General features: G+C 71.6%; 20 protein-coding genes. 14 read left to right on the forward strand and 6 right to left on the reverse strand.

Annotation, left to right across the window (positions count from 1 at the left end; genetic code table 11):
- Positions 1–54: 54 nt before the first annotated feature.
- Positions 55–1,173, reverse strand: coding sequence for a phosphoserine transaminase (gene serC / locus ACFYRX_RS30515; RefSeq protein ID WP_389106471.1), 1,119 nt, complete (start codon positions 1,171–1,173; stop codon positions 55–57).
- Positions 1,174–1,262: 89 nt separating this feature from the next.
- Here serC and ACFYRX_RS30520 point away from each other — a divergent pair, with 89 nt between their 5' ends.
- From ACFYRX_RS30520 to ACFYRX_RS30535, 4 genes are read left to right on the forward strand one after another with little or no spacing between them, the layout of a single operon-like run.
- Complete coding sequence (locus ACFYRX_RS30520) at positions 1,263–4,202, forward strand: FAD-binding and (Fe-S)-binding domain-containing protein (RefSeq protein ID WP_389106474.1); 2,940 nt, start codon at positions 1,263–1,265, stop codon at positions 4,200–4,202.
- Positions 4,203–4,231: 29 nt separating this feature from the next.
- Positions 4,232–4,819: a hypothetical protein gene (locus ACFYRX_RS30525; RefSeq protein WP_389106476.1), complete on the forward strand. Its 588-nt coding sequence runs from the start codon at positions 4,232–4,234 to the stop codon at positions 4,817–4,819.
- A 29-nt stretch (positions 4,820–4,848) separates the two neighbouring features.
- Positions 4,849–5,640, forward strand: coding sequence for a metallophosphoesterase family protein (locus ACFYRX_RS30530; protein ID WP_389106478.1), 792 nt, complete (start codon positions 4,849–4,851; stop codon positions 5,638–5,640).
- Between the two features lie 47 nt (positions 5,641–5,687).
- Positions 5,688–6,161 (forward strand): GNAT family N-acetyltransferase, encoded by a 474-nt coding sequence (locus ACFYRX_RS30535; RefSeq protein ID WP_389106481.1) that lies wholly within the window; start codon positions 5,688–5,690, stop codon positions 6,159–6,161.
- Positions 6,162–6,169: 8 nt separating this feature from the next.
- Here the strand turns inward: ACFYRX_RS30535 and ACFYRX_RS30540 are convergent, their stop codons facing one another.
- On the reverse strand, positions 6,170–7,888 hold the full coding sequence (locus ACFYRX_RS30540; RefSeq protein WP_389106484.1) for a protein kinase: 1,719 nt from the start codon (positions 7,886–7,888) through the stop codon (positions 6,170–6,172).
- 363 nt (positions 7,889–8,251) lie between these two features.
- On the opposite strand from ACFYRX_RS30540, the gene ACFYRX_RS30545 reads away from it, so the two are divergent.
- On the forward strand, positions 8,252–9,196 hold the full coding sequence (locus ACFYRX_RS30545; RefSeq protein WP_389106488.1) for a DMT family transporter: 945 nt from the start codon (positions 8,252–8,254) through the stop codon (positions 9,194–9,196).
- A 232-nt stretch (positions 9,197–9,428) separates the two neighbouring features.
- Here the strand turns inward: ACFYRX_RS30545 and ACFYRX_RS30550 are convergent, their stop codons facing one another.
- Positions 9,429–10,172, reverse strand: coding sequence for a class I SAM-dependent DNA methyltransferase (locus tag ACFYRX_RS30550; RefSeq protein WP_389106491.1), 744 nt, complete (start codon positions 10,170–10,172; stop codon positions 9,429–9,431).
- Positions 10,173–10,254: 82 nt separating this feature from the next.
- Positions 10,255–10,755 (reverse strand): GtrA family protein, encoded by a 501-nt coding sequence (locus tag ACFYRX_RS30555; protein WP_389106493.1) that lies wholly within the window; start codon positions 10,753–10,755, stop codon positions 10,255–10,257.
- A gap of 257 nt (positions 10,756–11,012) precedes the next feature.
- Between ACFYRX_RS30555 and ACFYRX_RS30560 the strand changes: the two genes are divergently transcribed.
- The 8 genes from ACFYRX_RS30560 (at position 11,013) to ACFYRX_RS30595 (ending at position 21,075) form a co-directional block, all read left to right on the forward strand.
- Complete coding sequence (locus tag ACFYRX_RS30560) at positions 11,013–11,807, forward strand: TIGR03084 family metal-binding protein (protein ID WP_389106496.1); 795 nt, start codon at positions 11,013–11,015, stop codon at positions 11,805–11,807.
- On the forward strand, positions 11,804–13,495 hold the full coding sequence (locus tag ACFYRX_RS30565; RefSeq protein ID WP_389106499.1) for an acyclic terpene utilization AtuA family protein: 1,692 nt from the start codon (positions 11,804–11,806) through the stop codon (positions 13,493–13,495). The genes ACFYRX_RS30560 and ACFYRX_RS30565 overlap by 4 nt, the downstream gene beginning before the upstream one ends.
- A complete protein-coding gene (locus ACFYRX_RS30570) occupies positions 13,450–15,090 on the forward strand; it encodes an acyl-CoA carboxylase subunit beta (RefSeq protein WP_389106502.1) in 1,641 nt (546 codons plus the stop codon). Before ACFYRX_RS30565 ends, ACFYRX_RS30570 begins: the two co-directional genes overlap by 46 nt.
- A 10-nt stretch (positions 15,091–15,100) precedes the next feature.
- Positions 15,101–16,942 carry a biotin carboxylase N-terminal domain-containing protein gene (locus tag ACFYRX_RS30575; protein ID WP_389106505.1) on the forward strand — a complete coding sequence of 614 codons (1,842 nt, stop codon included), beginning with the start codon at positions 15,101–15,103 and terminating at the stop codon, positions 16,940–16,942.
- 68 nt (positions 16,943–17,010) lie between these two features.
- Positions 17,011–18,141: an acyl-CoA dehydrogenase family protein gene (locus ACFYRX_RS30580; protein WP_389106508.1), complete on the forward strand. Its 1,131-nt coding sequence runs from the start codon at positions 17,011–17,013 to the stop codon at positions 18,139–18,141.
- Between the two features lie 32 nt (positions 18,142–18,173).
- Positions 18,174–19,742, forward strand: a complete 1,569-nt coding sequence (locus ACFYRX_RS30585; RefSeq protein WP_389106511.1) for a 4-coumarate--CoA ligase family protein — start codon at positions 18,174–18,176, stop codon at positions 19,740–19,742.
- The gene (locus tag ACFYRX_RS30590; RefSeq protein WP_389106514.1) at positions 19,739–20,473 is read left to right on the forward strand and encodes an enoyl-CoA hydratase family protein; all 735 of its coding nucleotides are present in this window, start codon (positions 19,739–19,741) and stop codon (positions 20,471–20,473) included. Before ACFYRX_RS30585 ends, ACFYRX_RS30590 begins: the two co-directional genes overlap by 4 nt.
- Positions 20,461–21,075 carry a TetR/AcrR family transcriptional regulator gene (locus tag ACFYRX_RS30595; protein ID WP_389106517.1) on the forward strand — a complete coding sequence of 205 codons (615 nt, stop codon included), beginning with the start codon at positions 20,461–20,463 and terminating at the stop codon, positions 21,073–21,075. The genes ACFYRX_RS30590 and ACFYRX_RS30595 overlap by 13 nt, the downstream gene beginning before the upstream one ends.
- 75 nt (positions 21,076–21,150) lie before the next feature.
- On the opposite strand, the gene ACFYRX_RS30600 is transcribed toward ACFYRX_RS30595, so the two are convergent.
- Positions 21,151–22,251 carry a citrate synthase 2 gene (locus ACFYRX_RS30600; RefSeq protein ID WP_389106520.1) on the reverse strand — a complete coding sequence of 367 codons (1,101 nt, stop codon included), beginning with the start codon at positions 22,249–22,251 and terminating at the stop codon, positions 21,151–21,153.
- Positions 22,252–22,420: 169 nt separating this feature from the next.
- On the opposite strand from ACFYRX_RS30600, the gene pdxH reads away from it, so the two are divergent.
- Positions 22,421–23,050: a pyridoxamine 5'-phosphate oxidase gene (pdxH, locus tag ACFYRX_RS30605; RefSeq protein WP_389106922.1), complete on the forward strand. Its 630-nt coding sequence runs from the start codon at positions 22,421–22,423 to the stop codon at positions 23,048–23,050.
- Positions 23,051–23,070: 20 nt separating this feature from the next.
- On the opposite strand, the gene ACFYRX_RS30610 is transcribed toward pdxH, so the two are convergent.
- Complete coding sequence (locus ACFYRX_RS30610) at positions 23,071–24,465, reverse strand: PAS domain-containing protein (protein ID WP_389106522.1); 1,395 nt, start codon at positions 24,463–24,465, stop codon at positions 23,071–23,073.
- Positions 24,466–24,584: the final 119 nt, after the last annotated feature.

Raw genomic sequence — 24,584 nt, forward strand, 5'->3', positions numbered from 1 at the left:
CGAGAGAAGGGCGCCCGGGAGAACCGGGCGCCCTTCGTCGTCGTACCGGAAAGATCAGAGCTTCTCGATCACGTAGTCCACGCACACCGTCAGCGCCTCGACGTCCGCCGGGTCGATCGCCGGGAACATCGCGACGCGAAGCTGGTTGCGGCCGAGCTTGCGGTAGGGCTCGGTGTCGACGACACCGTTGGCGCGCAGAACCTTGGCGACGGCCGCGGCGTCGATCTCGTCCGAGAAGTCGATCGTGCCGATGACCTGGGAGCGCTTGGCCGGGTCCGTGACGAACGGGGACGCGTGCTTGCTCTCCTCCGCCCAGGTGTACAGGCGGGTCGAGGAGTCCTTCGTGCGGGCCGTGGACCAGGCGAGGCCGCCCTGGCCGTTGATCCACTCCAGCTGCTCGTTGAGGAGGAACAGGGTGGCCAGCGCGGGGGTGTTGTACGTCTGGTTCTTGCGGGAGTTGTCGATCGCCGTGGGCAGCGAGAAGAACTCCGGGACGTGACGGCCGGACGCGTGGATCCGCTCGGCGCGCTCGATGGCGGCCGGGGAGAACACGCCGATCCACAGGCCGCCGTCGGAGGCGAAGGACTTCTGCGGGGCGAAGTAGTAGACGTCCGTCTCGGCGATGTCGACCGGGAGGCCGCCGGCGCCGGAGGTGGCGTCGACCAGGACCAGCGACCCGGCGTCCGCACCTGCGACACGCTTCAGCGGGGCCGCGACACCGGTGGACGTCTCGTTGTGCGTGAACGCGTACACGTCGACGCCGGCCTCGGCCTGCGGCTCCGGGTGGGTGCCGGGCTCGGAGGAGATCACGGTCGGCTCGCCCAGCCAGGGGGCCAGCTTGGAGGCCTTCGCGAACTTCGACGAGAACTCGCCGAAGGTCAGGTGCTGCGACCTGTTCTCGATCAGGCCGTGCGTCGCCACGTCCCAGAACGCGGTCGAGCCGCCGTTGCCGAGGACGACCTCGTAGCCCTCGGGGAGGGAGAACAGCTCGGAGACGCCCTCGCGCACCTTGCCGACCAGGTTCTTCACGGGAGCCTGGCGGTGGGAGGTGCCGAGGAGGGACGTACCGGTCGCGGCGAGGGCGTCGAGCGCCTCCACCCGCACCTTGGAGGGGCCAGCGCCGAAACGACCGTCGGCGGGCTTGATGTCAGCGGGAATCCGGATCTCAGCCACGGGGGGAGCGTAGCCGTTGGGGGAAACCTGGTCGAAACGTGGTCCGTCGGGTGAGACGGCGGTGTTGACCCGGCTGGTTTGCTGGACTCATGACGGATCTCGAGGCCGACCTGCGCAAGGCCGTCCGGGGAGAGGTCGCCTTCGACGTCACCTCCCGGGCCCTGGTCACCATGGACGCGTCCAACTACCGGCGGGTCCCGCTCGGGGTCGTGGCGCCCAGAGACGCGGACGATGTGGCCGCCGTACTCGAGGTCTGTCGCACGCACGGCGTACCCGTCGTGCCGCGGGGTGGCGGTACGTCCATCGCCGGGCAGGCCACCGGTACCGGAGTCGTCCTGGACTTCACCCGGCACATGAACCGGCTGGTGTCCCTGGACCGCGAGGCGCGTACCGCCGTCGTGCAGCCGGGCCTCGTCCTCGACCGCCTCCAAGAGGCCGCCGCCCCGCACGGTCTCCGCTTCGGGCCCGACCCCTCCACCCACAGCCGGTGCACGCTCGGCGGGATGATCGGCAACAACTCCTGCGGCTCCCACTCGGTGGCCTGGGGCACGACCGCGGACAGCGTGGCGGAGCTGGACGTCGTCACCGCGCGCGGGCGGCGGCTGCGGCTCGGGCAGGAGTGGGCCGGGGCGCCGGAAGGGCTGCGGGAGCTGGTCGACGGGGAGCTCGCGCGGCTGCGGACCGGGTTCCCCGCGCTGCCCCGCCGCATCTCCGGATACGCGCTGGACGCCCTGCTGCCTGAGCACCGGGCCGACGTCGCCCGGTCCTTCTGCGGCAGCGAGGGCACCCTGGGCGTCCTCACCGAGGCCGTCGTACGACTCGTCGAGGCGCCACGCGCGCGTGCGCTCGCGGTGCTCGGGTACGCCGACGAGGGCGCGGCCGCCGAGGCGGCGGCGGGGCTGCTGGTGCACCGCCCCCTGACGGTGGAGGGCATGGCGGCCGACCTGGTGCCCTCGGCGGCCGCGCTGCCCAGGGGCGGCGCCTGGCTGTTCGTGGAGACGGGCGGGGAGTCGCAGGCAGAGGCACGTGCGCGTGCGGAGGAGATCATGCGCGCGGCCGACGTCCTGGACGCGCTCGTGGTGACCGACCCGGCCGGGCAGCGGGCCCTGTGGCGCATCCGCGAGGACGCCAGCGGCACGGCGACCCGGATGCCGGACGGCTCGGAGGCCTGGCCCGGCTGGGAGGACTGCGCGGTGCCGCCGGAGCGGCTGGGCGCGTATCTGCGGGACTTCAGGGCGCTGATGGTCGCGCACGGGTTCCGCGGGACGCCGTACGGCCACTTCGGCGACGGCTGCATCCACGTCCGCATCGACTTCGACCTGCTGACGCAGGCGGGGATCGGGAGGTTCCGCCGCTTCTCCGAGGAACTCGCCGAGCTGGTGACGGCACACGGCGGATCGTTGTCCGGGGAGCACGGGGACGGGCAGGCGCGGGCCGAACTGCTGCCGAGGATGTACGGCGAGGAGATGGTCGCCCTCTTCGAGCGGGCGAAGGCGGTGTGGGACCCGGACGATCTGCTCAACCCCGGGATGCTGGTGCGCCCCGCCCCCCTCGACTCCAACCTCCGCTTCTCCGTCCTGCCCCGCGAACCCGTCGACGTCGCCTTCGGGTACCCGGCCGACGGCGGTGACTTCTCCGCCGCCGTACGGCGCTGCGTCGGGGTCGCGAAATGCCGTACGACGTCGGCTTCCGGGTCCGCCGTGATGTGCCCGTCGTTCCGGGTCACCGGCGAGGAGGAGCACTCCACGCGCGGGCGGGCCCGGCTGCTGCACGAGATGCTGGCCGGTGACCTGGTCACGGACGGCTGGCGCTCGACGGAGGTCCGGGACGCGCTGGACCTGTGCCTGTCCTGCAAGGGCTGCCGGTCCGACTGCCCGGTCGGGGTGGACATGGCCACGTACAAGGCGGAGTTCCTGCACCACCACTACGCGGGGCGACGGCGGCCCGCCGCCCACTACAGCATGGGACGGCTGCCGCAGTGGCTGCGCTGGGTGGACCGGCTGCGGCTGGCTCCGCTGGTCAACACCCTCGCCGCGGTACGGCCGTTGGCGGCCGTCGCGAAACGGCTCGGCGGGATCGCGGGGGAGCGGGAGATCCCGCGGGTGGCGACGGAGACGTTCAGCCGGTGGCTGCGGCGGCGGAACAGGGAGCGGATGCGGGGGTGGGCGGCCGAGGCGCGGGCGGGAAGGAGACCCGAGGTGCCCGGGAAGACGGTCCTCCTGTGGCCGGACACCTTCACCGAGCACCTCTCGCCGGACGTCGGCCGGGCGGCGGTGCGGGTGCTGGAGGCGGCCGGGATCGAGGCGGTCGAGCTGCCGGGGCGGCCGTGGAACGTGCACCGGTCGCAGGACGGCGAGATCGAGGGCATCGGCGTGTCCGCGCCCGCGTCCTGGGGCCGCCCCCGGGTCCGCGCCTGTTGCGGTCTCACGTATCTCTCCACGGGCCAACTCGACCGCGCCCGGGCGGTGTTGCGCCGCACGCTGGACCTGGTGGAGCCGTTCCTGCTGCCCGAGCTGGACGACGTGGCGGACCCGCCGGTGTTCGTCGTCCTGGAACCGAGCTGCGCCGCCGCCCTCCGCACCGACCTCCCGGAGCTGCTGCACGACGACCCCCGTGCCGCCCGTCTCGCCGCCCGGGTGCTCACCTTCGCGGAGGCGCTGGAGCAACTCGCCCCCGACTGGCGGCCACCGGCCCTGGACCGTCCTGTCGTCGGCCAGACCCACTGCCACCAGCACGCGGTCCTCGGCGACGTGGCGGACCGCCGCCTGCGCGAAGCCGCAGGCCTCACCGGCGAGTTGACCGGCGGCTGCTGCGGCCTGGCAGGCAACTTCGGCTTCGAGAAAGGGCACTTCGAGGTCTCACGGGCCTGCGCGGAGGAACAGCTGCTCCCGGCGGTACGCGAGGCGCCCGAGGACGCGGTGGTACTGGCCGACGGGTTCTCCTGCCGTACACAGCTGGAGCAACTCGCGGGTCTACGAGGGAAACATCTGGTGGAGGTATTGGCGCAGGCCCTCGACCGAGCGCCGTGAGCAGGTCGCGAGCAGGCAGAATCCGGCTCATGACACCCCCCACCACCACAAACCTGCTGCGCGGCGCGTTCGCGGTCACGGCCGCCGCACTCGCCGCGCTGCTGCCGCTCGCAGGCACCGCGAGTGCCTCCCCGTTCACCGGCCACGCCCACCGCACCGTCACCACCGCCGACGGCGAGACCTTCCACCTGCGGCTGACCGCCGAGTCCACCCTGCTGCCCGCGGCGGGCGGCACGGTCGACGTCCTGGGCAAGGGCTACAACCGCGCCCAGGGCATCTTCCTGGCGTTCTGCGTGATCCCCGACGGCGTCCGTCTCGGCGATCCTTCCACCTACACCACCCTCCCCACCCCCTGCCTCGGCGGCCGTGAGTCGACGGATGGCTCGGCCCGCCGCATCACCGACCAGGGCACGGGCACGCCCGGCGTCACGATCCCCTACGAGAAGGGCGGCCGGTTCACCACCACCCTCGACCTCGAGCCCGAGATCGCCGACGGCGTCGTCTGCGACACCACCGTGAAGTGCGCGATCGTCACCCGCGCCGACTTCACGGCGACCTCCAGCCGGCTCTACGACCAGTACATCCCGGTCCACTTCGCACCGGCCCACAAGGGCTGAGCACACGCGAGCGCGGGCAGGGTGAGGCCATGACCGACCCCGCCCTGCACCGCGTCGCCGTCCTCTCCGACATCCACGGCGTCCTTCCCGCCCTGGAGGCCGTCCTCGCCGAGCCGGAGGTGGCCGCCGCCGACCGCATCGTGCTGATTGGGGACATCACCGCGGGGCCCCAACCGGCCCAGGTCCTCGACCTGTTGAGGAAACAGGGCGATCGGGTGCGGTGGATCGCGGGCAACGCGGACCGGGAACTCGTGGAGTACCGCACAGGACGACGGGACGCCATACCCGACCCGATCGGCCCCTTCGCCGCCGCCCAACTCACCGACGAGCGCGTCGAGTTCCTCGCCTCCCTCCCCGCGACCCTCACCCTCACCGTGCGCGGCCTCGGCGAAGTGCTCTTCTGCCACGCCACACCCCGCGACGACGAGGAGGTCGTCCTGGTCGACTCACGCCCCGAACGCTGGGCGGAGGTCTTCGAGGACGTCCCCGAGAACGTCCGCACCATCGTCTGCGGGCACACCCACATGCCCTACGTCCGGCTCGCGCACGGCCGCCTGGTCGTCAACCCGGGCAGCGTCGGCATGCCGTACGGCCGCCCCGGCGCCCACTGGTGCCTGCTGGGCCCCGGCGCCGACCTGCGGGTGACGCCGTACGACATCCCGGGGGCCGTCGGGCGGCTCGTCGCGGAGTGCGGGTATCCGGAGATCGCCGAGTGGGCCGACCACTACCTCAACGCGCGGGTGACGGACGGGGAGGCGCTGGAGGCGTTCGGGCCGCGGGACGGCAGGGGCGGCCGTGGGGCGGGTGGGGGGCGCTCGTAGAGCGAGACGGCGGGGCGGGTTCCTGGGGGCGTTGCGATACTCCGGGCGTGGAAACGAGTACGTGTCTCACGGAGTGGACCCTGCGGCCCGTGCGGGCGGCCGACGTCAAGGTCATCGTCGAGCTGCGGGCCGTGGTGATGCGCCCGGACCTGGAACGGCTGGGGCGGTTCGACGAGCACCGGGTACGGCAGCGGTTCCGGGACGCCTTCGTCGCGGCGCACATGTCGGTCGTCGTGGCCGAAGGCCGCTTCGCGGGCTGTGTCGCACTGCGGCCGGCCGAGGACGGGCACTGGCTGGAGCACTTCTTCATCGACCCGGAACTCCACGGCCGCGGTCTCGGCTCGGCCGTCCTGCGCACCCTGCTCGCCCGGACCGACGCCGACGGGGTGACCGTCCGTCTGAACGTCCTCCAGGGCAGCGCGGCCAGGCGGCTCTACGAGCGCCACGGGTTCACCGTGGAGAGCGAGGACCCGGTGGACGTCTTCATGGTGCGCGAGCCACGCATCGGCGCCGGCCGCTGACGGAGCTGTCAGCCGAGCGTCCAGGTCTGGTTGTCCCTGCCGTTGCACTCCCACAGGACCGCCACCGTTCCGGACGCGCCGCCGAAGATGTCGACGCACTTCTGCGACTGCCCGGCCAGCAACTCTGTGTCGTCGAGGCCGAACTGCTGGCTGCCGCTCCCGTCGCAGCCGGCCAGTCGGATCGGGGTGCGGTCGTCGGTCGCTCCCCCCTCCACGGTCATGCACTTCCCCGAGGACCGGACGGTCCCGGAACCGAGCTGCCACTGCTGCGCCGCCGAGCCGTCGCACGTGTCCTGGAACAGCTGTGTCCCCTCGGCTCCGTCGCCACGGCTCAGGCACTTCCCCGAGGCGGCCACCACCAGGGCACGGCCGCTCGGAGCGACCGTGGAGCCGGATCCGCTCTTGGCGGGCGTGTCCTCGGTCCCGGGGCCCGCCCCGCTGTCGGCTCCTTCGGTCCCGGTCGCCGGCAACGACGGCGAGGAGTTCTCCGCCTCCGGTGAACTCGCTCCCGAATTCGGGGAGTTCGACGGAGAGGGCGTCGCGGACGGGGACGTGCCCGGGGTTCGCGGCGCGATCTTGTCGCCCGCCGCGGTTGTTCCGTCCGCTGCCGGGGCGGTCGTACCGCCCCCGCCCTTGTCGACGTTCTGGGTGACCAGCAGCGAGACCGCGATCAGTACCGCCGCGGTGACCGCCGTGCCGAGCACGACCGGCTTCCTCCAGCGTCCCGGACGCGGCTGCGCCCGCCGGCCGGCCGAGGTGGGAGGCGGACCACCGTCCGGGGAGGCTACGGCGACGGATGCCTCGCGCTTGCCGTGCTGCCGCGTCGTTTCCGGATCCGGCGCCCGCTCCGGGACGTGGTCGGGCTCGGCGGCTTCGGCGGTCACGGCAGGCCCGGCGGCAGAGGAGTGGCCTTCGGCCGCCGCCGTCCGCAGGAGACTCTCGGCCTCCTCGGCCGACAGCCGCTCGTCGGGCTTGCTGGCGATCAGACCCTGGATCAGCGGCGTGAGCGGTCCGGCCTTCCGGACCTCGGGCACCGGGCCCAGGGCGATGGCGTACATGGTCTCCGTCACCGAGTCCCGCAGGAACGGTGAGTGGCCGTCGACCGCCTGGAAGAGCGTTGCGCCCAGCGCCCATAAATCGGCCTCAGGGCCCGGTCTCGCGCCGGCGAGGCGCTCGGGAGCGATGAAGTCGACCGATCCCACGAGCTGTCCGGTGACGGTGAGGGTCGAGGTGTCGGAGGCCTGGGCGATGCCGAAGTCGGTCAGGACGACTCGGTCGTCCTCGGTGAGCAGCACGTTCGCGGGTTTCACGTCCCGGTGCAGGACTCCGGCCCGGTGAGCGGCGCGCAGCGCGGCGAGCACGCCCAGGCCGATCCTGGCGGCCTCCTCGGGCGGGACCGGGCCGTGCGCCTGGATCAGGTCGGCGAGCGTGGTGGAGGGCACGTACTCCATGACGATGGTGGGCAGGCCCTCGTCGTCCACCACGTCGTGGACGACGACGACATTGGGGTGGCTGATCCGGGCGGCGCTGCGCGCCTCTCGGCGGGTGCGCTCGAAGAGAGTGGCGAGCTCGCCCTCGGAGAGATGGGGCTGGGGGTGAAGCCTCTTGACGGCGACATGGCGGCCGAGAACGGTGTCGTGGGCCCGCCATACGGTGCCCATACCGCCTCGGCCGACGCGTTCGAGGACGCGGTACCGGCCGGCGATCAGCCGTTCTTCGTCAGACACCGTGGATTCCTTTTCGCTACTGCGGGGCGCGCCCTTCAACAGGCGGGAGTTCAGGTGCCGTTGGGGGGAGACCTGTCAGTCGAGCGAGTAATCATACTTTCAAGCGAGAGCCTATGTACGAGCCCGACATGCCGACGGCGAGGATGCGTTTGGCGGTGATCGGCCCGCCCACCCGGCCGGAGGGCAGCCGCTCTTGCGGAGCGAGTCGTCCCGGGGAGGCCGGGGGGGCCGGGGAGGCCATGGAACACCGTCCGCCATTCGGGACAGCCGTATAACCGGTTCACACACCTGTCGAAGTCCATTACCGTGGACTTCGCAGTGCACCGTGATGGACAAAACCTCGAGATGATCCCTGGACGCCCCGTGACCACCTCCCGCTCCGACGCAGCCGCCCCGCTCTCCTCGACCCCGGTCGCCGTTCCGCCGCCGGGCGCGCCGAGGCGCCGCGGTGCGCTCGGGCCCGTCGGCCTGGTTCTCGCCGGCGGCGTCTCGGTGCAGTTCGGCGCCGCCCTGGCCGTGACCCTGATGCCCAGGACCGGTGCGCTCGGCGTCGTGACGCTGCGGCTGATGGCCGCCGCGGTCGTACTGCTCCTTGTCTGCCGTCCCCGCCTTCGCGGCCACTCGCGCACCGACTGGGGCACGGTCGTCGTCTTCGGGCTCACCATGGCCGCGATGAACGGCCTCTTCTACCAGGCCGTCGACCGCATCCCCCTCGGCCCCGCGGTCACCCTGGAGGTCCTCGGCCCCCTCGCCCTCTCCGTCCTGGCCTCCCGCCGCGCGGTCAACGCGGTCTGGGCCGGACTCGCGCTCGGCGGCGTCTTCCTGCTCGGCGGCGGAGGTGGCGGGGGCTTCGGTGACCTCGACCCCATAGGTGTCGCCTTCGCCCTGGCCGCGGGCACCATGTGGGCGGCGTACATCATCTTCAGCGTGCGCACCGGCCGCCGTTTCCCGCAGGCCGACGGCCTCGCCCTGGCGATGGCGGTCGGCGCGCTGGCGTTCCTGCCGTTCGGCATCGTGGAGTCGGGCACCAGGCTCCTCGACCCGGTGACCGTGGGCCTGGGCGCGGCGGTGGCGCTCATGTCCTCCGTCCTGCCCTACACCCTCGAACTCCTCGCCCTGCGCCGCCTGCCCGCGTCCACCTTCGCGATCCTCATGAGCCTGGAACCGGCCCTGGCCGCCCTCGCGGGCTTCCTGATCCTCCACCAGACCCTGTCCGCACTCCAGGCACTCGCCATCGCACTCGTCATCGCGGCCAGCATGGGAGCGGTCCGTACGCAGGTGGGGCGGAGTGCCCCGGGTACGCCCTAGGTGTACCGACCTGGGTGTCGTAGCCCCCCCGGGAGGCTCATGGCGAAAGCACGCCAGCACCGCCTGTACTCACGTCAATTGCTCACGTCAGTGTTCAGTGTGCTGAATCCACGGACGGCCGCCTTTCGAAGCGGATGACGATTTCGCCCACGATCGTCACGATCAGCAACACCGCACAGCATGCGAAGCCGAGCAGCCCGGCCGCGACCAGGTAGAGCGAACCCGGCCCCGATCAGCCCGCGGCCTTCTCCCATACGGAGACATGCTGACGGCTGTCGTGGGTGAACGGTTTCCGCTCCCAGTCCTCCCACCGCTCCCGCAGCCGCATCCCCGCCAGCCGGGCCATCAGGTCGAGTTCGGCGGGCCAGACGTAGCGGAAGGGGATGGACCGGAAGGAGCCCTGTCCGTCCTCCGTGACCTTGACGTGGTGGGAGGACATGGCCTGGGTGGCGAGGTCGTAGGTGTCGAAACCGAGTCGCCGGTCGCCGACGTGGAAGGGGACGGCGTTCTGCCCGGGAGGCAGCCTCCGCAGATCGGGAACCATGACCTCGACGACGAAGGTCCCGCCGGGTTCGAGCTGCCGGGCGACATTGCGGAAGCAGTCCACCTGGTCGTCCTGCGTGGTCAGATTCATGATCGTGTTGAAGACGAGGTAGGCGAGGGTGAAGTCGCCGGGCGCGGTGGCCGACGCGAAGTCCCCGATGGTCACGCCGACCGCGTCACCGCCTGGTTTGGCGTGCAGCCGGTCCGCCATCGCCCGGGACAGCTCGATCCCGTGGACTTCGACCCCGCGCCCGGCCAACGGCAAGGCGATCCGTCCGGTACCGATGCCGAGTTCAAGGGCGCGACCTGCGCCGGCGAGCTCTGCCAGCAGCGCTACGGCGGGTTCCACGGCGTCCGGGGCGAACATGCCCGCGGTGGACTCGTCGTAGGTCGCTGCGATGGATTCCCCGAAGTAGCCGTCCTCATCAGTCACCGGGGGACGGTACTGCGGGGACGGAGGCGCCCGCGCGTGAATTTCAGCGAGGGGTCTCTAGGGCGGAGACCGCGTCGATGTCCTACGCCGCCAGCAGCACCGGCGCGGTCGCCGCCCCCCGCCGCTTCCGCAGCCCTGCCTCGTCCCGCCGCGCGGCGAAGACGTACACCCGCAGCACCACGAAGCGCCCCACACCGGCCAGGCCGGACGCGCCGAGGTAGACGAGTTGCTCCGTCAGCAGGCCGGGGGACGACCACACCAGGTGCAGGATGAACACGGCCGTGCTGGTCACCGCGTACGCGGCGGTGGCCGAGCCCGCCGACTGCCAGTGCTCGCGCCACCCCGCACCGCGCCCCCTGCCGAAGGTGAAACGGGCGTGGAGTTCGGTGCACAGCAGGGTCGAGGCGAGGGTGACGATGGCGTTGGCGAGCGCCCACGGCGTGGTCATGGCCAGCAGCGGTACCGCCAGGCCGGAGAGGACTCCGACGCCGCCTCCGAGGACCACGAACCGCAGGAAGGCGGCGACGGGACCGGGAGCGACCGAAGGCGCCGTCTCGGGCTTCGGTGCGAGCGGCGACTTCATGGGGACCTCCTCCTTTGCGTACCGTTGTTTCTTGATATGGAAAAGCTACGTTGCGTTCATGGTTGTGGCAACTGATTTATTGCCACGGTAGGGGTTCGGCCCAGTTCACGCCGCGAATTTCATTGCAACAGATGGGAAGGTAACGCAACGCGTCCTTCTCGTTCGTTGCAATGAGTTAGGGGTGAACGCAAGGCGGTCCGGATGGAATCAATGCAAGCACGCTTGCTTGTTTTGGGGCCCCCTGCCATCCTCGCCTCATGGCCGACCTCACCCCCGTCATCGACGACCTCTGCGCGGAGAGCGACGAACTCGATCTGCTCGTGGCCGGGTTGAGCCCCGAGCAGTGGGCGCTCGCGACCCCCGCCGCCGGCTGGACCGTCGCCCACCAGATCGCCCACCTCGCCTGGACCGACCACTCCTCCCTGCTCGCCGTCACCGACCGCGAGGCCTTCTCCCGCGAGGTCGAGAAGGCCCTCGCGGCACCCGGGGACTTCGTGGACAACGGCGCGGAGGAGGTCGCCGGGAAGCCGCCGGCACGGCTGCTCGCGTACTGGCGGGCGGGCCGCGAGGACCTGGCGGAAGCCCTGCGCGCGGCACCCGAGGGGGCGCGTTTCCCCTGGTACGGCCCGCCCATGTCCACCGCCTCCATGGCCACCGCCCGCCTCATGGAGACCTGGGCCCACGGCCTGGACGTGGCCGACGCGCTCGGCGTCACCCGTGCTCCCTCCGACCGGATCCGGCACATCGTCCGGCTCGGCGTCCGCACCCGCGACTTCTCCTTCGGCACGCACGGACTGACCCCGCCGTTCGAGGAGTTCCGCATCGAACTCGCCGGCCCGACCGGCGAGTTGTGGACCTACGGCCCCGAGGACGCCACCGACCGCGTCACCGGCCCCGCCCTCGACTTCTGCCTCCTGGTCACCCAGCGCGCGCACCGCGCCGACCTCGCCCTGACCGCCGTGGGGGAGGACGCCGACCGCTGGCTCGACATCGCCCAGGCCTTCGCGGGCCCACCCGGTAAGGGGCGCGCACCCAAGGGGGCGGCCGGATGACACCCCCAGCGGATGCCCCCCTCCGCGTAGGCAACGCCTCCGGCTTCTACGGCGACCGCTTCGACGCCGTGCGCGAGATGCTCACCGGCGGTGAACTCGACGTCCTCACTGGCGACTACCTCGCCGAGCTGACCATGCTCATCCTCGGCCGGGATCGGCTCAAGGACCCCGGGGGCGGATACGCCCGCACCTTTCTGCGGCAACTCGAGGAGTCCCTCGGCCTCGCGCACGAGCGGGGCGTCCGGATCGTCGCCAACGCGGGCGGCCTCGCCCCGGCCGGACTCGCCTCCCGCATAAGGGAGTTGGCCGACCGGCTCGGCCTGGAGACGAAGGTCGCCCATGTCGAGGGCGACGACCTCACCCCCCGCCACCCCGGCAGCCTCGCCGCCCACGCCTACCTCGGCGGCTTCGGCATCGCGGCCTGTCTACGGGAGGGCGCGGACGTCGTGGTCACGGGGAGGGTGACGGACGCGGCCCTGGTCACCGGACCCGCCGCCGCCCACTTCGGCTGGGGGCCCGGGGAGTACGACCGGCTCGCGGGAGCCGTCGTCGCCGGGCACGTCCTGGAGTGCGGGACACAGGCGACCGGCGGCAACTACGCGTTCTTCACCGAGGGCGGGCACGATCTGAGGAGGCCCGGCTTCCCCCTCGCCGAACTCCACGAGGACGGCACCGCCGTCATCACCAAACACCCCGGCACCGGCGGCTTCGTGGACGTGGGCACGGTGACCGCCCAACTGCTGTACGAGACACAGGGCGCCCGGTACGCGGGGCCCGACGTCACCGCCCGCCTCGACACGGTCGAGCTCACCCAGGACGGCCCCGACCGCGTCCGGATCTCCGGCGTACGCGGCGAGGCCCCGCCCCCCACCCTCAAGGTCGGCCTCAACCGGCTCGGCGGCTTCCGCAACGAGGTCGTCTTCGTCCTGACCGGCCTCGACATCGAGGCCAAGGCCGCGCTGGTGCGGGAGCAGCTCGAACCGGTCCTCGCCAAGACCGCCGACGTGCGCTGGGACCTGTCCCGCACCGACCGCCCCGACGCCGATACGGAGGAGACCGCGAGCGCGCTGCTGCGGCTGGTCGTCCGTGACCCGGACCAGGAGGTCGTCGGACGCGCGCTCAGCGGGGCCGCCGTGGAACTGGCCCTGGCCAGCTACCCCGGGTTCCATGTGCTGGCACCACCCGGGAAGGGCTCGCCCTATGGAGTCTTCGAGGATGTGTACGTCCCCCATGGAGCCGTGGACCATGTGGCCGTCCTCCACGACGGTCGACGGATCCCTGTGGCGCCGGCACAGGACACAGCCGTACTCGCGTACCCGCCGCCACCCCCTCTGCCGGCCCCCCTGCCGCCCGGCCCGACCCGCCGCGCATCCCTCGGCCTCGTCGTCGGCGCCCGCAGCGGCGACAAGGGCGGCAACGCGAACATCGGGGTGTGGGCCCGGACGGACGAGGCCTGGCGATGGCTCGCCCACACACTCACCGTCGACCGGCTCCGCGAACTCCTCCCGGAAACAGCGGAGTTGAACGTCACCCGCCACGACCTTCCCAACCTGCGTGCCCTCAACTTCGTCGTCGAGGGGATCCTCGGCGAGGGCGTCGCCGCCCAGCACCGTTTCGACCCGCAGGCCAAGGCCCTCGGCGAATGGCTGCGCTCCCGCCACCTGGAGATCCCGGAGGCCCTGCTGTGACCATCATCAACTCCGGCCTGGACACGGCGGGTCCCGACTACCGGGCCAACCGCGAGGCCATGCTCGCCAAGCTGGACCAGCTGACCGCCGAGCACGCCAAGGCGCTGGCCGGTGGTGGCGAGAAATACGTCCAACGGCACCGCAAACGCGGCAAGTTGCTCGCCCGGGAACGTATCGAGCTGCTCCTCGACCCCGACACGCCTTTCCTGGAACTGTCCCCGCTGGCCGCCTGGGGCGGCGACTACACGGTCGGCGCCTCCCTTGTCACCGGGATCGGGGTGGTGGAGGGCGTGGAGTGCCTGATCACCGCCAACGACCCGACCGTACGCGGGGGCGCGAGCAACCCGTGGTCGCTGAAGAAGGCCCTGCGGGCCGACGACATCGCCCTCGCCAACCGGCTGCCCTGCATCAGCCTGGTGGAGTCCGGCGGCGCGGATCTGCCCTCCCAGAAGGAGATCTTCATCCCCGGCGGGGCCGTCTTCCGCGACCTGACCCGGCTGTCGGCAGCCGGAATCCCCACGGTCGCGGTCGTGTTCGGCAACTCCACCGCGGGCGGCGCGTACATCCCCGGCATGTCCGACCACGTGATCATGGTCAAGGAGCGTGCCAAGGTTTTCCTCGGCGGCCCGCCCCTGGTGAAGATGGCCACCGGCGAGGAGAGCGACGACGAGTCCCTCGGCGGCGCCGAGATGCACGCGCGGGTGTCGGGCCTCGCGGACTACTTCGCCGTGGACGAACAGGACGCGGTGCGGCAGGCCCGGAGGGTCGTGGCCCGCCTCAACCACCGCAAGGCGTACGGCGATCCGGGCCCCGCCGAGCCTCCCAAGTACGACCAGGACGAACTCCTCGGCATCGTCCCCGGCGACCTCCGCACACCCTTCGACCCCCGCGAGGTGATCGCCCGGATCGTCGACGCCTCCGACTTCGACGAGTTCAAGCCCCTGTACGGGACGAGCCTCGCGACCGGCTGGGCCGAACTGCACGGCTATCCGATCGGCGTGCTGGCCAACGCCCAGGGGGTCCTGTTCTCCGAGGAGTCCCAAAAGGCGGCCCAGTTCATCCAGTTGGCCAACCAGCGCGACATCCCGCTCCTCTTCCTGCACAACACCACCGGCTACATGGTCGGCAAGGAGTACGAGCAGGGCGGCATCATCAAGCACGGCGCGATGATGATCAACGCGGTGAGCAACTCGAAGGTCCCGCACCTGTCGGTGCTCATGGGGGCCTCGTACGGCGCCGGTCACTACGGCATGTGCGGACGCGCCTACGACCCCCGCTTCCTTTTCGCCTGGCCCAGCGCCAAGTCGGCCGTCATGGGCCCCCAGCAGCTCGCCGGCGTGCTCTCCATCGTGGCCCGCCAGTCGGCCGCGGCGAAGGGGCTGCCGTACGACGAGGAGGGCGACGCCGCCCTGCGCGCCATGGTGGAGCAGCAGATCGAGTCCGAGTCACTGCCCATGTTCCTGTCCGGGCGGCTCTACGACGACGGCGTCATCGACCCCCGCGACACCCGGACGGTACTGGGCCTGTGCCTGTCCGCGATCCACACCGCCCCCTACGAGGGCGCCCGCGGCGGCTTCGGCGTCTTCCGGATGTGAGGAACCTTCAGTGATCACTTCTGTGCTCGTCGCCAACCGGGGTGAAATCGCCTGCCGGATCTTCCGCACCTGCGGTGAGCTGGGAATCCGAACGGTCGCCGTGCACTCGGACCCGGACGCGAACGCCCTTCACACGCGTGTGGCGGACACGGCCGTACGGCTCCCGGGAGCGGCCCCCGCCGACACGTACCTGCGCGCCGACCTGATCGTGAAGGCGGCCGTCGCGTCCGGCGCCGACGCCGTGCACCCCGGCTACGGCTTCCTCTCCGAGAACGCCGACTTCGCGCGCGCGGTCCTCGACGCGGGCCTGGTCTGGATCGGCCCACCGCCCTCCGCGATCGAGGCGATGGCGTCCAAGACGCGCGCGAAGCAACTGATGGGCCTCGCACCCCTGGGCGAGGTGACACAGACCGACCTGCCGGTGCTGGTGAAGGCGGCCGCGGGCGGCGGAGGACGCGGAATGCGCGTCGTACGCCGCATCGAAGACCTGGCCATCGCGCTGGAGAGCGCCCGCGCCGAGGCCGCGAGCGCCTTCGGTGACGGCGAGGTGTTCGTCGAGCCGTACGTCGAGGACGGCCGTCACGTCGAGGTCCAGATCCTCGCCGACACCCATGGCACGGTCTGGGCCCTGGGCACCCGCGACTGCTCCCTCCAACGCCGCCACCAGAAGGTGATCGAGGAGGCCCCGGCCCCGGGTCTGCCCGGCCAACTCGTCGAGGAACTGCACGGGTTGGCGGTGCGTGCGGCACGCGCGGTGGACTACGTGGGCGCGGGCACGGTCGAGTTCCTGGTCTCCGGTACCGAGGCCCACTTCCTGGAGATGAACACCCGCCTCCAGGTCGAACACCCGGTGACGGAAGCGGTGTTCGGCGTGGACCTGGTGGCGGAGCAGATCCGGATCGCCGAGGGCGAGGCCCTTGCGGAAAGCCCTCCGAGCCCGAACGGGCACGCCGTGGAGGCCCGCCTCTACGCCGAGGACCCGGCGACCGCCTGGACCCCGCAGACCGGCACCCTGCACCGTCTCTCGCTCCCCGCGTCCGTACGCCTGGACACGGGCTACGGGGACGGCGACGACATCGGCGTCCACTACGACCCGATGCTCGCCAAGGTCGTCGCCCACGCCCCCACCCGCGCGGAGGCGGTCCGCCGACTGGCCGGCGCGCTGGAGACGGCGACGATCCACGGCCCGACCACGAACAGGGACCTGCTGGTGAACTCCCTTCGCCACAAGGAGTTCACGACGGCCCGCATGGACACGGGCTTCTACGACCGCCACCTCACCGAACTCACCGAGGCCGCCCCGGACGCGTACGCCCCCCTGGCGGCGGCCCTCGCGGACGCGGTCGGACGCTCCCGCTTCGGCGGCTGGCGCAACCTGCACTCCGCCCCGCAGACAAAGCGGTACGCGATGGCGGGGGAGGAGCACGAGGTCCGTTACCGGCACACGAGGGAGGGCCTGGAGGCGGACGGGGTCCGGGTGGTCAACGCCGACGCGCGTCGCGTCGTACTCGAAGTGGACGGTGTGCAGCGGAAGTTCGAGGTGGCGAGGTACGGCGACCAGGTCCACGTCAACGGCACGACTCTGACGGCCCTGCCCCGCTTCCCCGACCCGACGGTCCAACACGCCCCGGGCTCCCTACTGGCCCCCATGCCGGGAACGGTCGTAAGGATCGCGGACGGCCTGACGGAGGGATTCGCGGTGGAAGCGGGCCAACCCCTCCTGTGGCTGGAGGCGATGAAGATGGAACACAAGATCACGGCCCCGCACACGGGAACGCTCACCGAGCTGAATGCGGTTGTCGGCCAACAGGTAACGGTCGGCTCTCTACTGGCGGTAGTCCGAACTACGTAGGGGCGCGGGGCTGCATCAATGTGCGGCTACCGCCGCGCGGGCGCGACCGGCCACAACAAAGGAGCCACATGCCCACGACCGAAACCAATGAGCACAAGTCCCTCCGAGAAGCCGTATCCGCCCTGGGCAAACGCCACGGCCGCACCTACGACCGAGAGGCACTCTGGGCCGAAGCAGCCAAACTCGGCTACCTAGGAGTCAACCTCCCCGAGGAGTACGGAGGCGGAGGCGGCGGAATCGCCGAACTCTCCATCGTCCTCGAGGAACTCGGCGCAGCCGGCGCCCCCCTCCTGATGATGATCGTGTCCCCCGCCATCTGCGGCACGGTGATCGCCCGCTTCGGCACGGAATCCCAGAAGCAGGACTGGCTCCCCGCACTCGCCGACGGCACCCGCACCATGGCCTTCGGCATCACCGAACCCGACGCCGGCTCCAACAGCCACCGCATCAGCACCACGGCCCGCCGCGACGGAGCCGACTGGCTGCTGACCGGCCGCAAGGTCTTCGTCTCCGGCGTCGACATAGCCGACGCCACCCTCATAGTCGGCCGCACGGAGGACTCCCGAACCGGCCGCCTCAAGCCCTGCCTGTTCATCGTTCCGCGAGACGCCCCGGGCTTCGACAGGCGCCGTATCGAGATGGAACTGGACGCCCCGGAAAAGCAGTTCGAGCTCACCCTCGACGACGTACGTCTCCCCGCCGAAGCCCTCGTGGGAGACGAGGACGCCGGCCTCCTGCAACTCTTCGCGGGCCTCAACCCCGAACGCATCATGACCGCGGCCTTCGCGATAGGAATGGGCCGCTACGCCCTCTCCCAGGCGATCACGTACGCCCGCGAGCGCACCGTGTGGGACACCCCCATCGGCGCCCACCAGGCCATCGCCCACCCCCTCGCCCAGGCCCACATCGACCTCGAACTCGCCCGCCTGATGATGCAGAAGGCCGCCCACCTCTACGACGAGGGCGACGACGTGGGCGCGGGGGAGGCCGCCAACATGGCGAAGTACGCCGCGGGGGAGGCCTGCGTGAAGGCGGTCGACCAGGCGGTCCACACCCTCGGCGGCAACGGCCTCACCCGGGAGTTCGGGATCGCCTCGCTGATAACGGCCGCGCGCGTGGCTCGTATCGCACCGGTGAGCAGGGAGATGATTCTCAACTACGTCTCCCACCAGACCCTGGGCCTGCCCAAGTCGTACTAGACCGCCTTGGTCACGGCCGTCTTGGAGGAACCGTGTTCCGCAGCGAGTACGCAGACGTCCAGCCCGTAGAACTGCCCATCCACGACGCCGTGTTGGCCCGCGCCACCGAGTTCGGTGACGCGCCCGCACTGATCGACGGCACCGACGGCACCACCCTCGCTTACGGCCAACTCGACGCGTTCCACCGCCGGGTCGCCGCCGGACTCGCGGAGGCGGGCGTCGCCAAGGGGGATGTGCTCGCGCTGCACAGCCCCAACACGATCGCCTTCCCGACCGCGTTCTACGCCGCCACGCGCGCGGGCGCCTCCGTCACCACCGTGCACCCGCTCGCCACGCCGGAGGAGTTCGCCAAGCAGCTCTCCGACTCGGCCGCCCGCTGGATCGTCACCGTCTCGCCGCTTCTCGAGACAGCACGCCGGGCCGCCGAACTCGCGGGCGGGGTACGGGAGATCTTCGTCTGCGACAGCGCGCCCGGCCACCGCTCCCTGATCGACATGCTGGCCTCCACGGTCCCCGAGCCGGACATCGCCATCGACCCGGCGACGGACGTGGCGGCGCTGCCGTACTCCTCGGGCACCACCGGCACCCCCAAGGGCGTGATGCTCACGCACCGGCAGATCGCCACCAACCTCGCCCAGCTGGAACAACTGATGTCGGCGGGCCCCGGCGACCGTATTCTGGCAGTTCTTCCCTTTTTTCACATCTACGGCCTCACGGCCCTCATGAACGCGCCGCTGCGCCTCGGCGCCACCGTCGTCGTCCTGCCCCGCTTCGACCTGGAGACCTTCCTCGCGGCCATCCAGAACCACCGCATCACCGGCCTGTACGTGGCCCCGCCGATCGTCCTCGCCCTCGCCAAGCACCCGCTGGTCGAGCGGTACGACCTGTCGTCCCTGCGGTACATCGTCAGCGCCGCCGCCCCGCTGGACGCCCGGCTCGCCGCCGCCTGTTCGGCCCGGCTCGGCCTCCCGCCCGTCGGCCAGGCGTACGGCATGACGGAACTCTCGCCCGGCACCCATGTCGTCCCCCTGTCCGCCATGCGCGAGGCACCACCCGGGACCGTCGGCAAGCTCATCGCCGGAACCGAGATGCGGATCGTCTCCCTCGACGACCCCGCCAAGGACCTCGACATCGGGGAGCCCGGCGAGATCCTCATCCGCGGCCCGCAGATCATGAAGGGCTACCTCGGCCGCCCCGACGACACCGCCGCGATGATCGACCCCGACGGCTGGCTGCACACCGGAGACGTCGGCCATGTCGACGCCGACGGCTGGCTGTTCGTCGTCGACCGGGTCAAGGAGCTCATCAAGTACAAGGGCTTCCAGGTGGCCCCCGCCGAACTGGAGGCCCTCCTGCTCACTCACCCCCGGATCGCCGACGCGGCCGTCATCGGCGTCTACAACGACGAGAACAACGAGGTCCCGCACGCCTACGTGGTCCGCCAGCAGGACGCCCCCGAACTCTCCGAGAGCGAGGTCATGATGTACGTCGCCGAACGCGTCGCCCCCTACAAACGCGTCCGCCAGGTCACCTTCATCGACGCGGTGCCCCGCGCCGCCTCCGGCAAGATCCTCCGACGACAGCTCAGGGAACGCACGTGACGCTCATCGGCCGTACCCACACCCGGGGAGTCGAGACCCTCACCCTCGACTCCCCGCACAACCGCAACGCCCTGTCGGCGGCCCTGCTGGGCGAGCTGGCCTCGTGCCTCGCGGACTGCGCCAAGGAGGACGCCGTACGCGCGATCGTCCTCACCCACACCGGCAACACCTTCTCGGCGGGCGCCGACCTCAAGGACCCCCCGGACCCGGACGCCCTGGTCGGGCTCCTGCGGCAGATCGTGGAGCTCGGGAAACCGGTCGTCGCCAGGGTCGCGGGGCACGTCCGCGCGGGCGGCCTCGGCCTCCTCGCCGCCTGCGACATCTCGGCCGCCGCCACGGAGTCCACGTTCGCCTTCACCGAGGTACGGATCGGACTCGCCCCCGCGGTCATCTCCCTGACGCTCCTGCCCCGCACCGACCCCCGCGCGCTCGCCCGCCACTACCTCACCGGCGAACGCTTCGACGCGGCCGAGGCCGCCAGGATCGGCCTGGTGACGGCGACGGGCGACGACGTGGACGCCGTACTCGCCCCCGTCCTGGACGGTCTGCGACGAGCCGCCCCCGAGGCCCTGGCCGAAACGAAACGGCTGCTCACGGCTAGGGTGCTGGAGACCTTCGACCGGGACGCGGCCGACCTGACCGCGCTCTCGGCCCGGCTGTTCGCCTCGCCCCGGGCGCACGAGGGCATGACAGCCTTCCTGGAACGACGGGATCCCCCATGGGTGGTGTGACCACGATCGGTGACCGCGCCGAACGCAGGCCCAAGCAGGACCGCAGCCGGGCCACCCGGCAGCGCCTCCTGGAGGCCGCCGTGGCCGCGCTCGCCGAACACGGCTGGTCCGGCTCCACGGTGACCGTCGTCGCCGAACGCGCGGGCGTCTCCCGCGGCGCCGCCCAGCACCACTTCCCGACAAGGGAGGACCTCTTCACGGCGGCCGTCGAATACGTGGCGGAGGAACGCTCCACGGCCCTGCGCGCCCTGTTCCCACAGGGCGCCGCAGACGACCGGCGCGCGGTGATCTCGGCCCTCGTCGACCTCTACACAGGCCCCCTCTTCCGAGCCGCCCTCCACCTGTGGGTCGCAGCCTCCAACGAGGAGCAACTGCGCCCCCAGGTCACGGAGCTGGAGGCGCGGGTGGGCCGCGAGACCCACCGGATAGCGGTGGAACTGCTGGGCGCGGACGAGTCGAAACCGGGCGTCCGCGAGACGGTCCAGGGCCTACTGGACATGGCGAGGGGCTTGGGCCTGGCGAACCTACTGACGGACGACAAGGCCAGGCGGGACAAAGTGGTCACTCAGTGGACAGCACTACTGAACGAGGCCCTGCTGTAGCTCCGTTGGGGGCGCGGGGAACTGCGCGACAAGCCACGACTCACCCGCAGCCGCCCACGACCCTCAGGCACCCCTTCAGTGGGCGATACTCCCGTACCCCTCAATGTCCTGAGGATCCCGAGACCCGGGCCCCACATACCGCGCGGACGGCCGCACCAGCCGCCCCGTCCGCTTCTGCTCAAGGATGTGCGCCGACCACCCGGCCGTCCGCGCGCACGTGAACATCGACGTGAACATGTGCGCCGGCACCTCCGCGAAGTCGAGGACGATCGCCGCCCAGAACTCCACGTTCGTGGCGAGCACCCGATCCGGCCGGCGCGCGTGCAGCTCCGCCAGCGCCGCCTTCTCCAGCGCCTCGGCGATCTCGAACCGCGGCGCCCCCAGCTCACGGGCCGTACGACGCAGCACACGCGCGCGTGGGTCCTCGGCCCGGTACACCCGGTGCCCGAAGCCCATCAGCCGCTCACCGCGGTCCAGCGCCTGCCTGACGTACGCCTCCGCGTCCCCGGTCCGTTCGATCTCCTCGATCATCCCGAGCACCCGGGAGGGCGCGCCCCCGTGCAGCGGCCCGGACATCGCGCCCACGGCCCCGGAGAGCGCGGCGGCGACATCCGCGCCGGTGGAGGCGATCACGCGCGCGGTGAACGTCGACGCGTTCATCCCGTGCTCCGCGGCCGACGTCCAGTAGGCGTCCACGGCGGCCACGTGCTTCGGGTCCGGTTCGCCCCGCCAGCGGATCATGAACCGCTCGACGACGGACTGCGCCTTGTCGATCTCCCGCTGCGGCACCATCGCATGCCCCTGCCCGCGCGCGGACTGGGCGACGTAGGAGAGGGCCATCACGGCGGCCCGGGCGAGGTCGGCACGCGCCTGCTCGGCGTCGATGTCGAGCAGCGGCTTCAGACCCCACACCGGGGCGAGCATGGCAAGGGCCGACTGGACGTCCACCCGGATGTCCCCGGAGTGCACCGGGATCGGGAACGGCTCGGCGGGCGGCAGACCCGGGTTGAAGGCGCCGTCGACCAGCAGCCCCCACACGTTGCCGAACGAGACATGGCCGACCAGATCCTCGATGTCGACGCCCCGGTACCGCAGCGCGCCGCCCTCCTTGTCCGGTTCGGCGATCTCCGTCTCGAACGCGACGACGCCTTCGAGGCCAGGTACGAAGTCGGACATCAGGCGGCTCCTCGTGATGTGTTCGACGGATGACGCCACGATATCCCCGAGTGTCACCTTTGGGGAGTCCACGCGGCACTCAGTGCCACCATCGGTGGGCGGGCCATCCGTACGGCAAGATGACCGGGTGACCGACGCAGCACACGCCGTCTTCCCGGACCCCGCCTCCATGCGCGAGCAGTACCGCGCGGAAGGCCTCACCGAGACCGACCTGGCCGCCACGCCCGTCGGACAGTTCGCGCGCTGGTTCAAGCAGGCGGCCACCGAGGCGCACCTCTTCGAGCCGAACGCCATGGTCGTCTCCACCGCGGACGCCGAGGGCCGCCCCAGCTCCCGCACGGTGCTGCTCAAGCAGTTCGACGAACAGGGCTTCGTCTTCTACACCAACTACGACTCCCGCAAGGCGAGCGACCTCGCGCGGAACCCGTACATCTCCCTGCTCTTCCCCTGGCACCCCATGGCCCGCCAGGTCATCGTCACCGGCCTCGCCCGCCGTACCGGCCGCGACGAGACGGCCGCCTACTTCCGCAGCCGCCCCCACGGCTCCCAGCTCGGCGCCTGGGCCAGCGCGCAGTCCTCGGTGATCGAGACGCGCGAACAGGTCGACACCGCCTACGCCGACCTGGCCGCCCGCTACCCCGAGGGCCAACAAGTCCCGGTCCCCCCGAACTGGGGCGGCTTCCGGGTGGCCCCGCAGACGGTGGAGTTCTGGCAGGGCCGCGAGAACCGCCTGCACGACAGGCTGCGCTATGCGGCACAGGCGGACGGGAGCTGGCGGGTGGAGCGGCTGAGCCCCTGAAGAAGCGGCTCAACACCGCCCTACGGCCGCCCCACCACCCCACCCAGATCCAACGCCGAAGCGATCCGCACCGCCACGTCCTCCGCGTACACCGCGTCGCCCCGCTCGAACTGGCCCCTCCCGGACCCCCGCAGGAACGTCACGACCCCGAGCGTCCGCCCACGGCTGCGCAACACCGCGCACAGCGCGTGCACCACGTCCCCGGGCCACTGCCGGGCCGAGGCCCACTCCCGGGCCCGGTCCGCCGACACCGTCCCCACACTCGCCCGTACCGATCCCATCCGGTCCACACACTGCAACGCCGGATGCCCCTCGCCGTACCGCACGGGCAGTCCGGCCGCCCCCGACGCCTGCATGCTCGGCCCGGGTGCCCCGGAGGGCGTCGCGGCGACCCGCACCAGCCGGACCGGCCCGGAACCCTCCCCATCGGCCACCGCACCCCCGGCCACCCGGTCGATCAGCGCGTGGTCGGCGAATCCCGCGAGTGCGAAGTCCAGATGGACGACGGCGGCCTCGGCCGGATCCTCGCACTCGGCGGCCGCCCGGGCCGCCCGGTGCAACTGGTTCGCCCGGAAGCGCAGCAGCGAGGCCTCCTGCTCGCTCTGCTTGGCCTCGGTGACGTCCTGGAACAGCCAGCCCACACCCAACGGCACAGGCTCCTCCGCGAGCGGTGAGGCCAGCCGTACGAAGCCGCAGCGCCAGCAGCGCCGCTTCTCCCCGTCCGGTGTCCGCACCGCGACCCAGATCTCGGCCGGCGCCGGCGGAGCGCCCTCGGCCAGCACATGGGTGAGCGCGCTCTCCAGCTCCTCCACGCCCTGCGCGAGCAGCTCCCCGAGGGGCCGCCCCAGCACGGACGTACGCCCGACGCCCAACGACCGGGCCGCGTGCGCGTTCACCGCAGCGGGCCGCAGATCGGCGTCGACCAGCACGACACCCCACGAGGCGTCCTCGAACAGCGCCTCGCTCAGCGCGATCGAGCGCTCCAGGTCGATCTGCGTGTGCACCTCGCTGAAGGCGCAGTACACCCCGGCCGGCTTCCCGTCGGGTCCGCGCACGGCCGCGGACTGGGTGCGTACGAGGACCCGCCCGCCTTCCTTGGTCAGCAACGCGAACTCGTGCACCTGCCGTCCGGGCGCCTGCATGGCGGACATCAGCCGCGCCTCGACCTCCTCGGCGTCCGCCGGCCGCACGGCCCAGCCCGCGAACCCGTGCCGTCCCACGGCCTCGGCCGCGGTCCACCCGAGGATCCGCTCCGCCTCACGGTTCCAGTGCGTCACGACGCCCTCGGCGTCGAAGGCGCACAGGGCCGCGTCCATCCCGTCCAGCAGCGCGGCGAGCAGATCCGAACCGCCCGCGCCCTCCGGGCCGTCCGGCCCCAGCTCGTCGGTGGTCCCACTACGCCGTGAAGCACTCACCTGGACCCCCTGCCGGCTGCTTCGCTCACTAACAATCATTCAACTCGAACGTGACGCAGCACACACCTGGTTCCCGCAAGATTAAAGGAATCGTTGTGCACGGGAAACGCGCCGAACCC

The organism is Streptomyces sp. NPDC005374 (genome assembly GCF_042872225.1).
Classification (GTDB): Bacteria; Actinomycetota; Actinomycetes; order Streptomycetales; family Streptomycetaceae; genus Streptomyces.

Bases quoted from the DNA above. Each gene is read 5' to 3' on its own strand.
- ACFYRX_RS30520 (WP_389106474.1), top strand. From the start codon at position 1,263: ATGACGGATCTCGAGGCCGACCTGCGCAAGGCCGTCCGGGGAGAGGTC.
- ACFYRX_RS30525 (WP_389106476.1), top strand. From the start codon at position 4,232: ATGACACCCCCCACCACCACAAACCTGCTGCGCGGCGCGTTCGCGGTC.
- ACFYRX_RS30530 (WP_389106478.1), top strand. From the start codon at position 4,849: ATGACCGACCCCGCCCTGCACCGCGTCGCCGTCCTCTCCGACATCCAC.
- ACFYRX_RS30555 (WP_389106493.1), bottom strand. From the start codon at position 10,755: ATGAAGTCGCCGCTCGCACCGAAGCCCGAGACGGCGCCTTCGGTCGCT.
- ACFYRX_RS30560 (WP_389106496.1), top strand. From the start codon at position 11,013: ATGGCCGACCTCACCCCCGTCATCGACGACCTCTGCGCGGAGAGCGAC.
- ACFYRX_RS30565 (WP_389106499.1), top strand. From the start codon at position 11,804: ATGACACCCCCAGCGGATGCCCCCCTCCGCGTAGGCAACGCCTCCGGC.
- ACFYRX_RS30570 (WP_389106502.1), top strand. From the start codon at position 13,450: ATGGCTGCGCTCCCGCCACCTGGAGATCCCGGAGGCCCTGCTGTGACC.
- ACFYRX_RS30580 (WP_389106508.1), top strand. From the start codon at position 17,011: ATGCCCACGACCGAAACCAATGAGCACAAGTCCCTCCGAGAAGCCGTA.
- ACFYRX_RS30595 (WP_389106517.1), top strand. From the start codon at position 20,461: ATGGGTGGTGTGACCACGATCGGTGACCGCGCCGAACGCAGGCCCAAG.
- ACFYRX_RS30600 (WP_389106520.1), bottom strand. From the start codon at position 22,251: ATGTCCGACTTCGTACCTGGCCTCGAAGGCGTCGTCGCGTTCGAGACG.
- pdxH (WP_389106922.1), top strand. From the start codon at position 22,421: ATGCGCGAGCAGTACCGCGCGGAAGGCCTCACCGAGACCGACCTGGCC.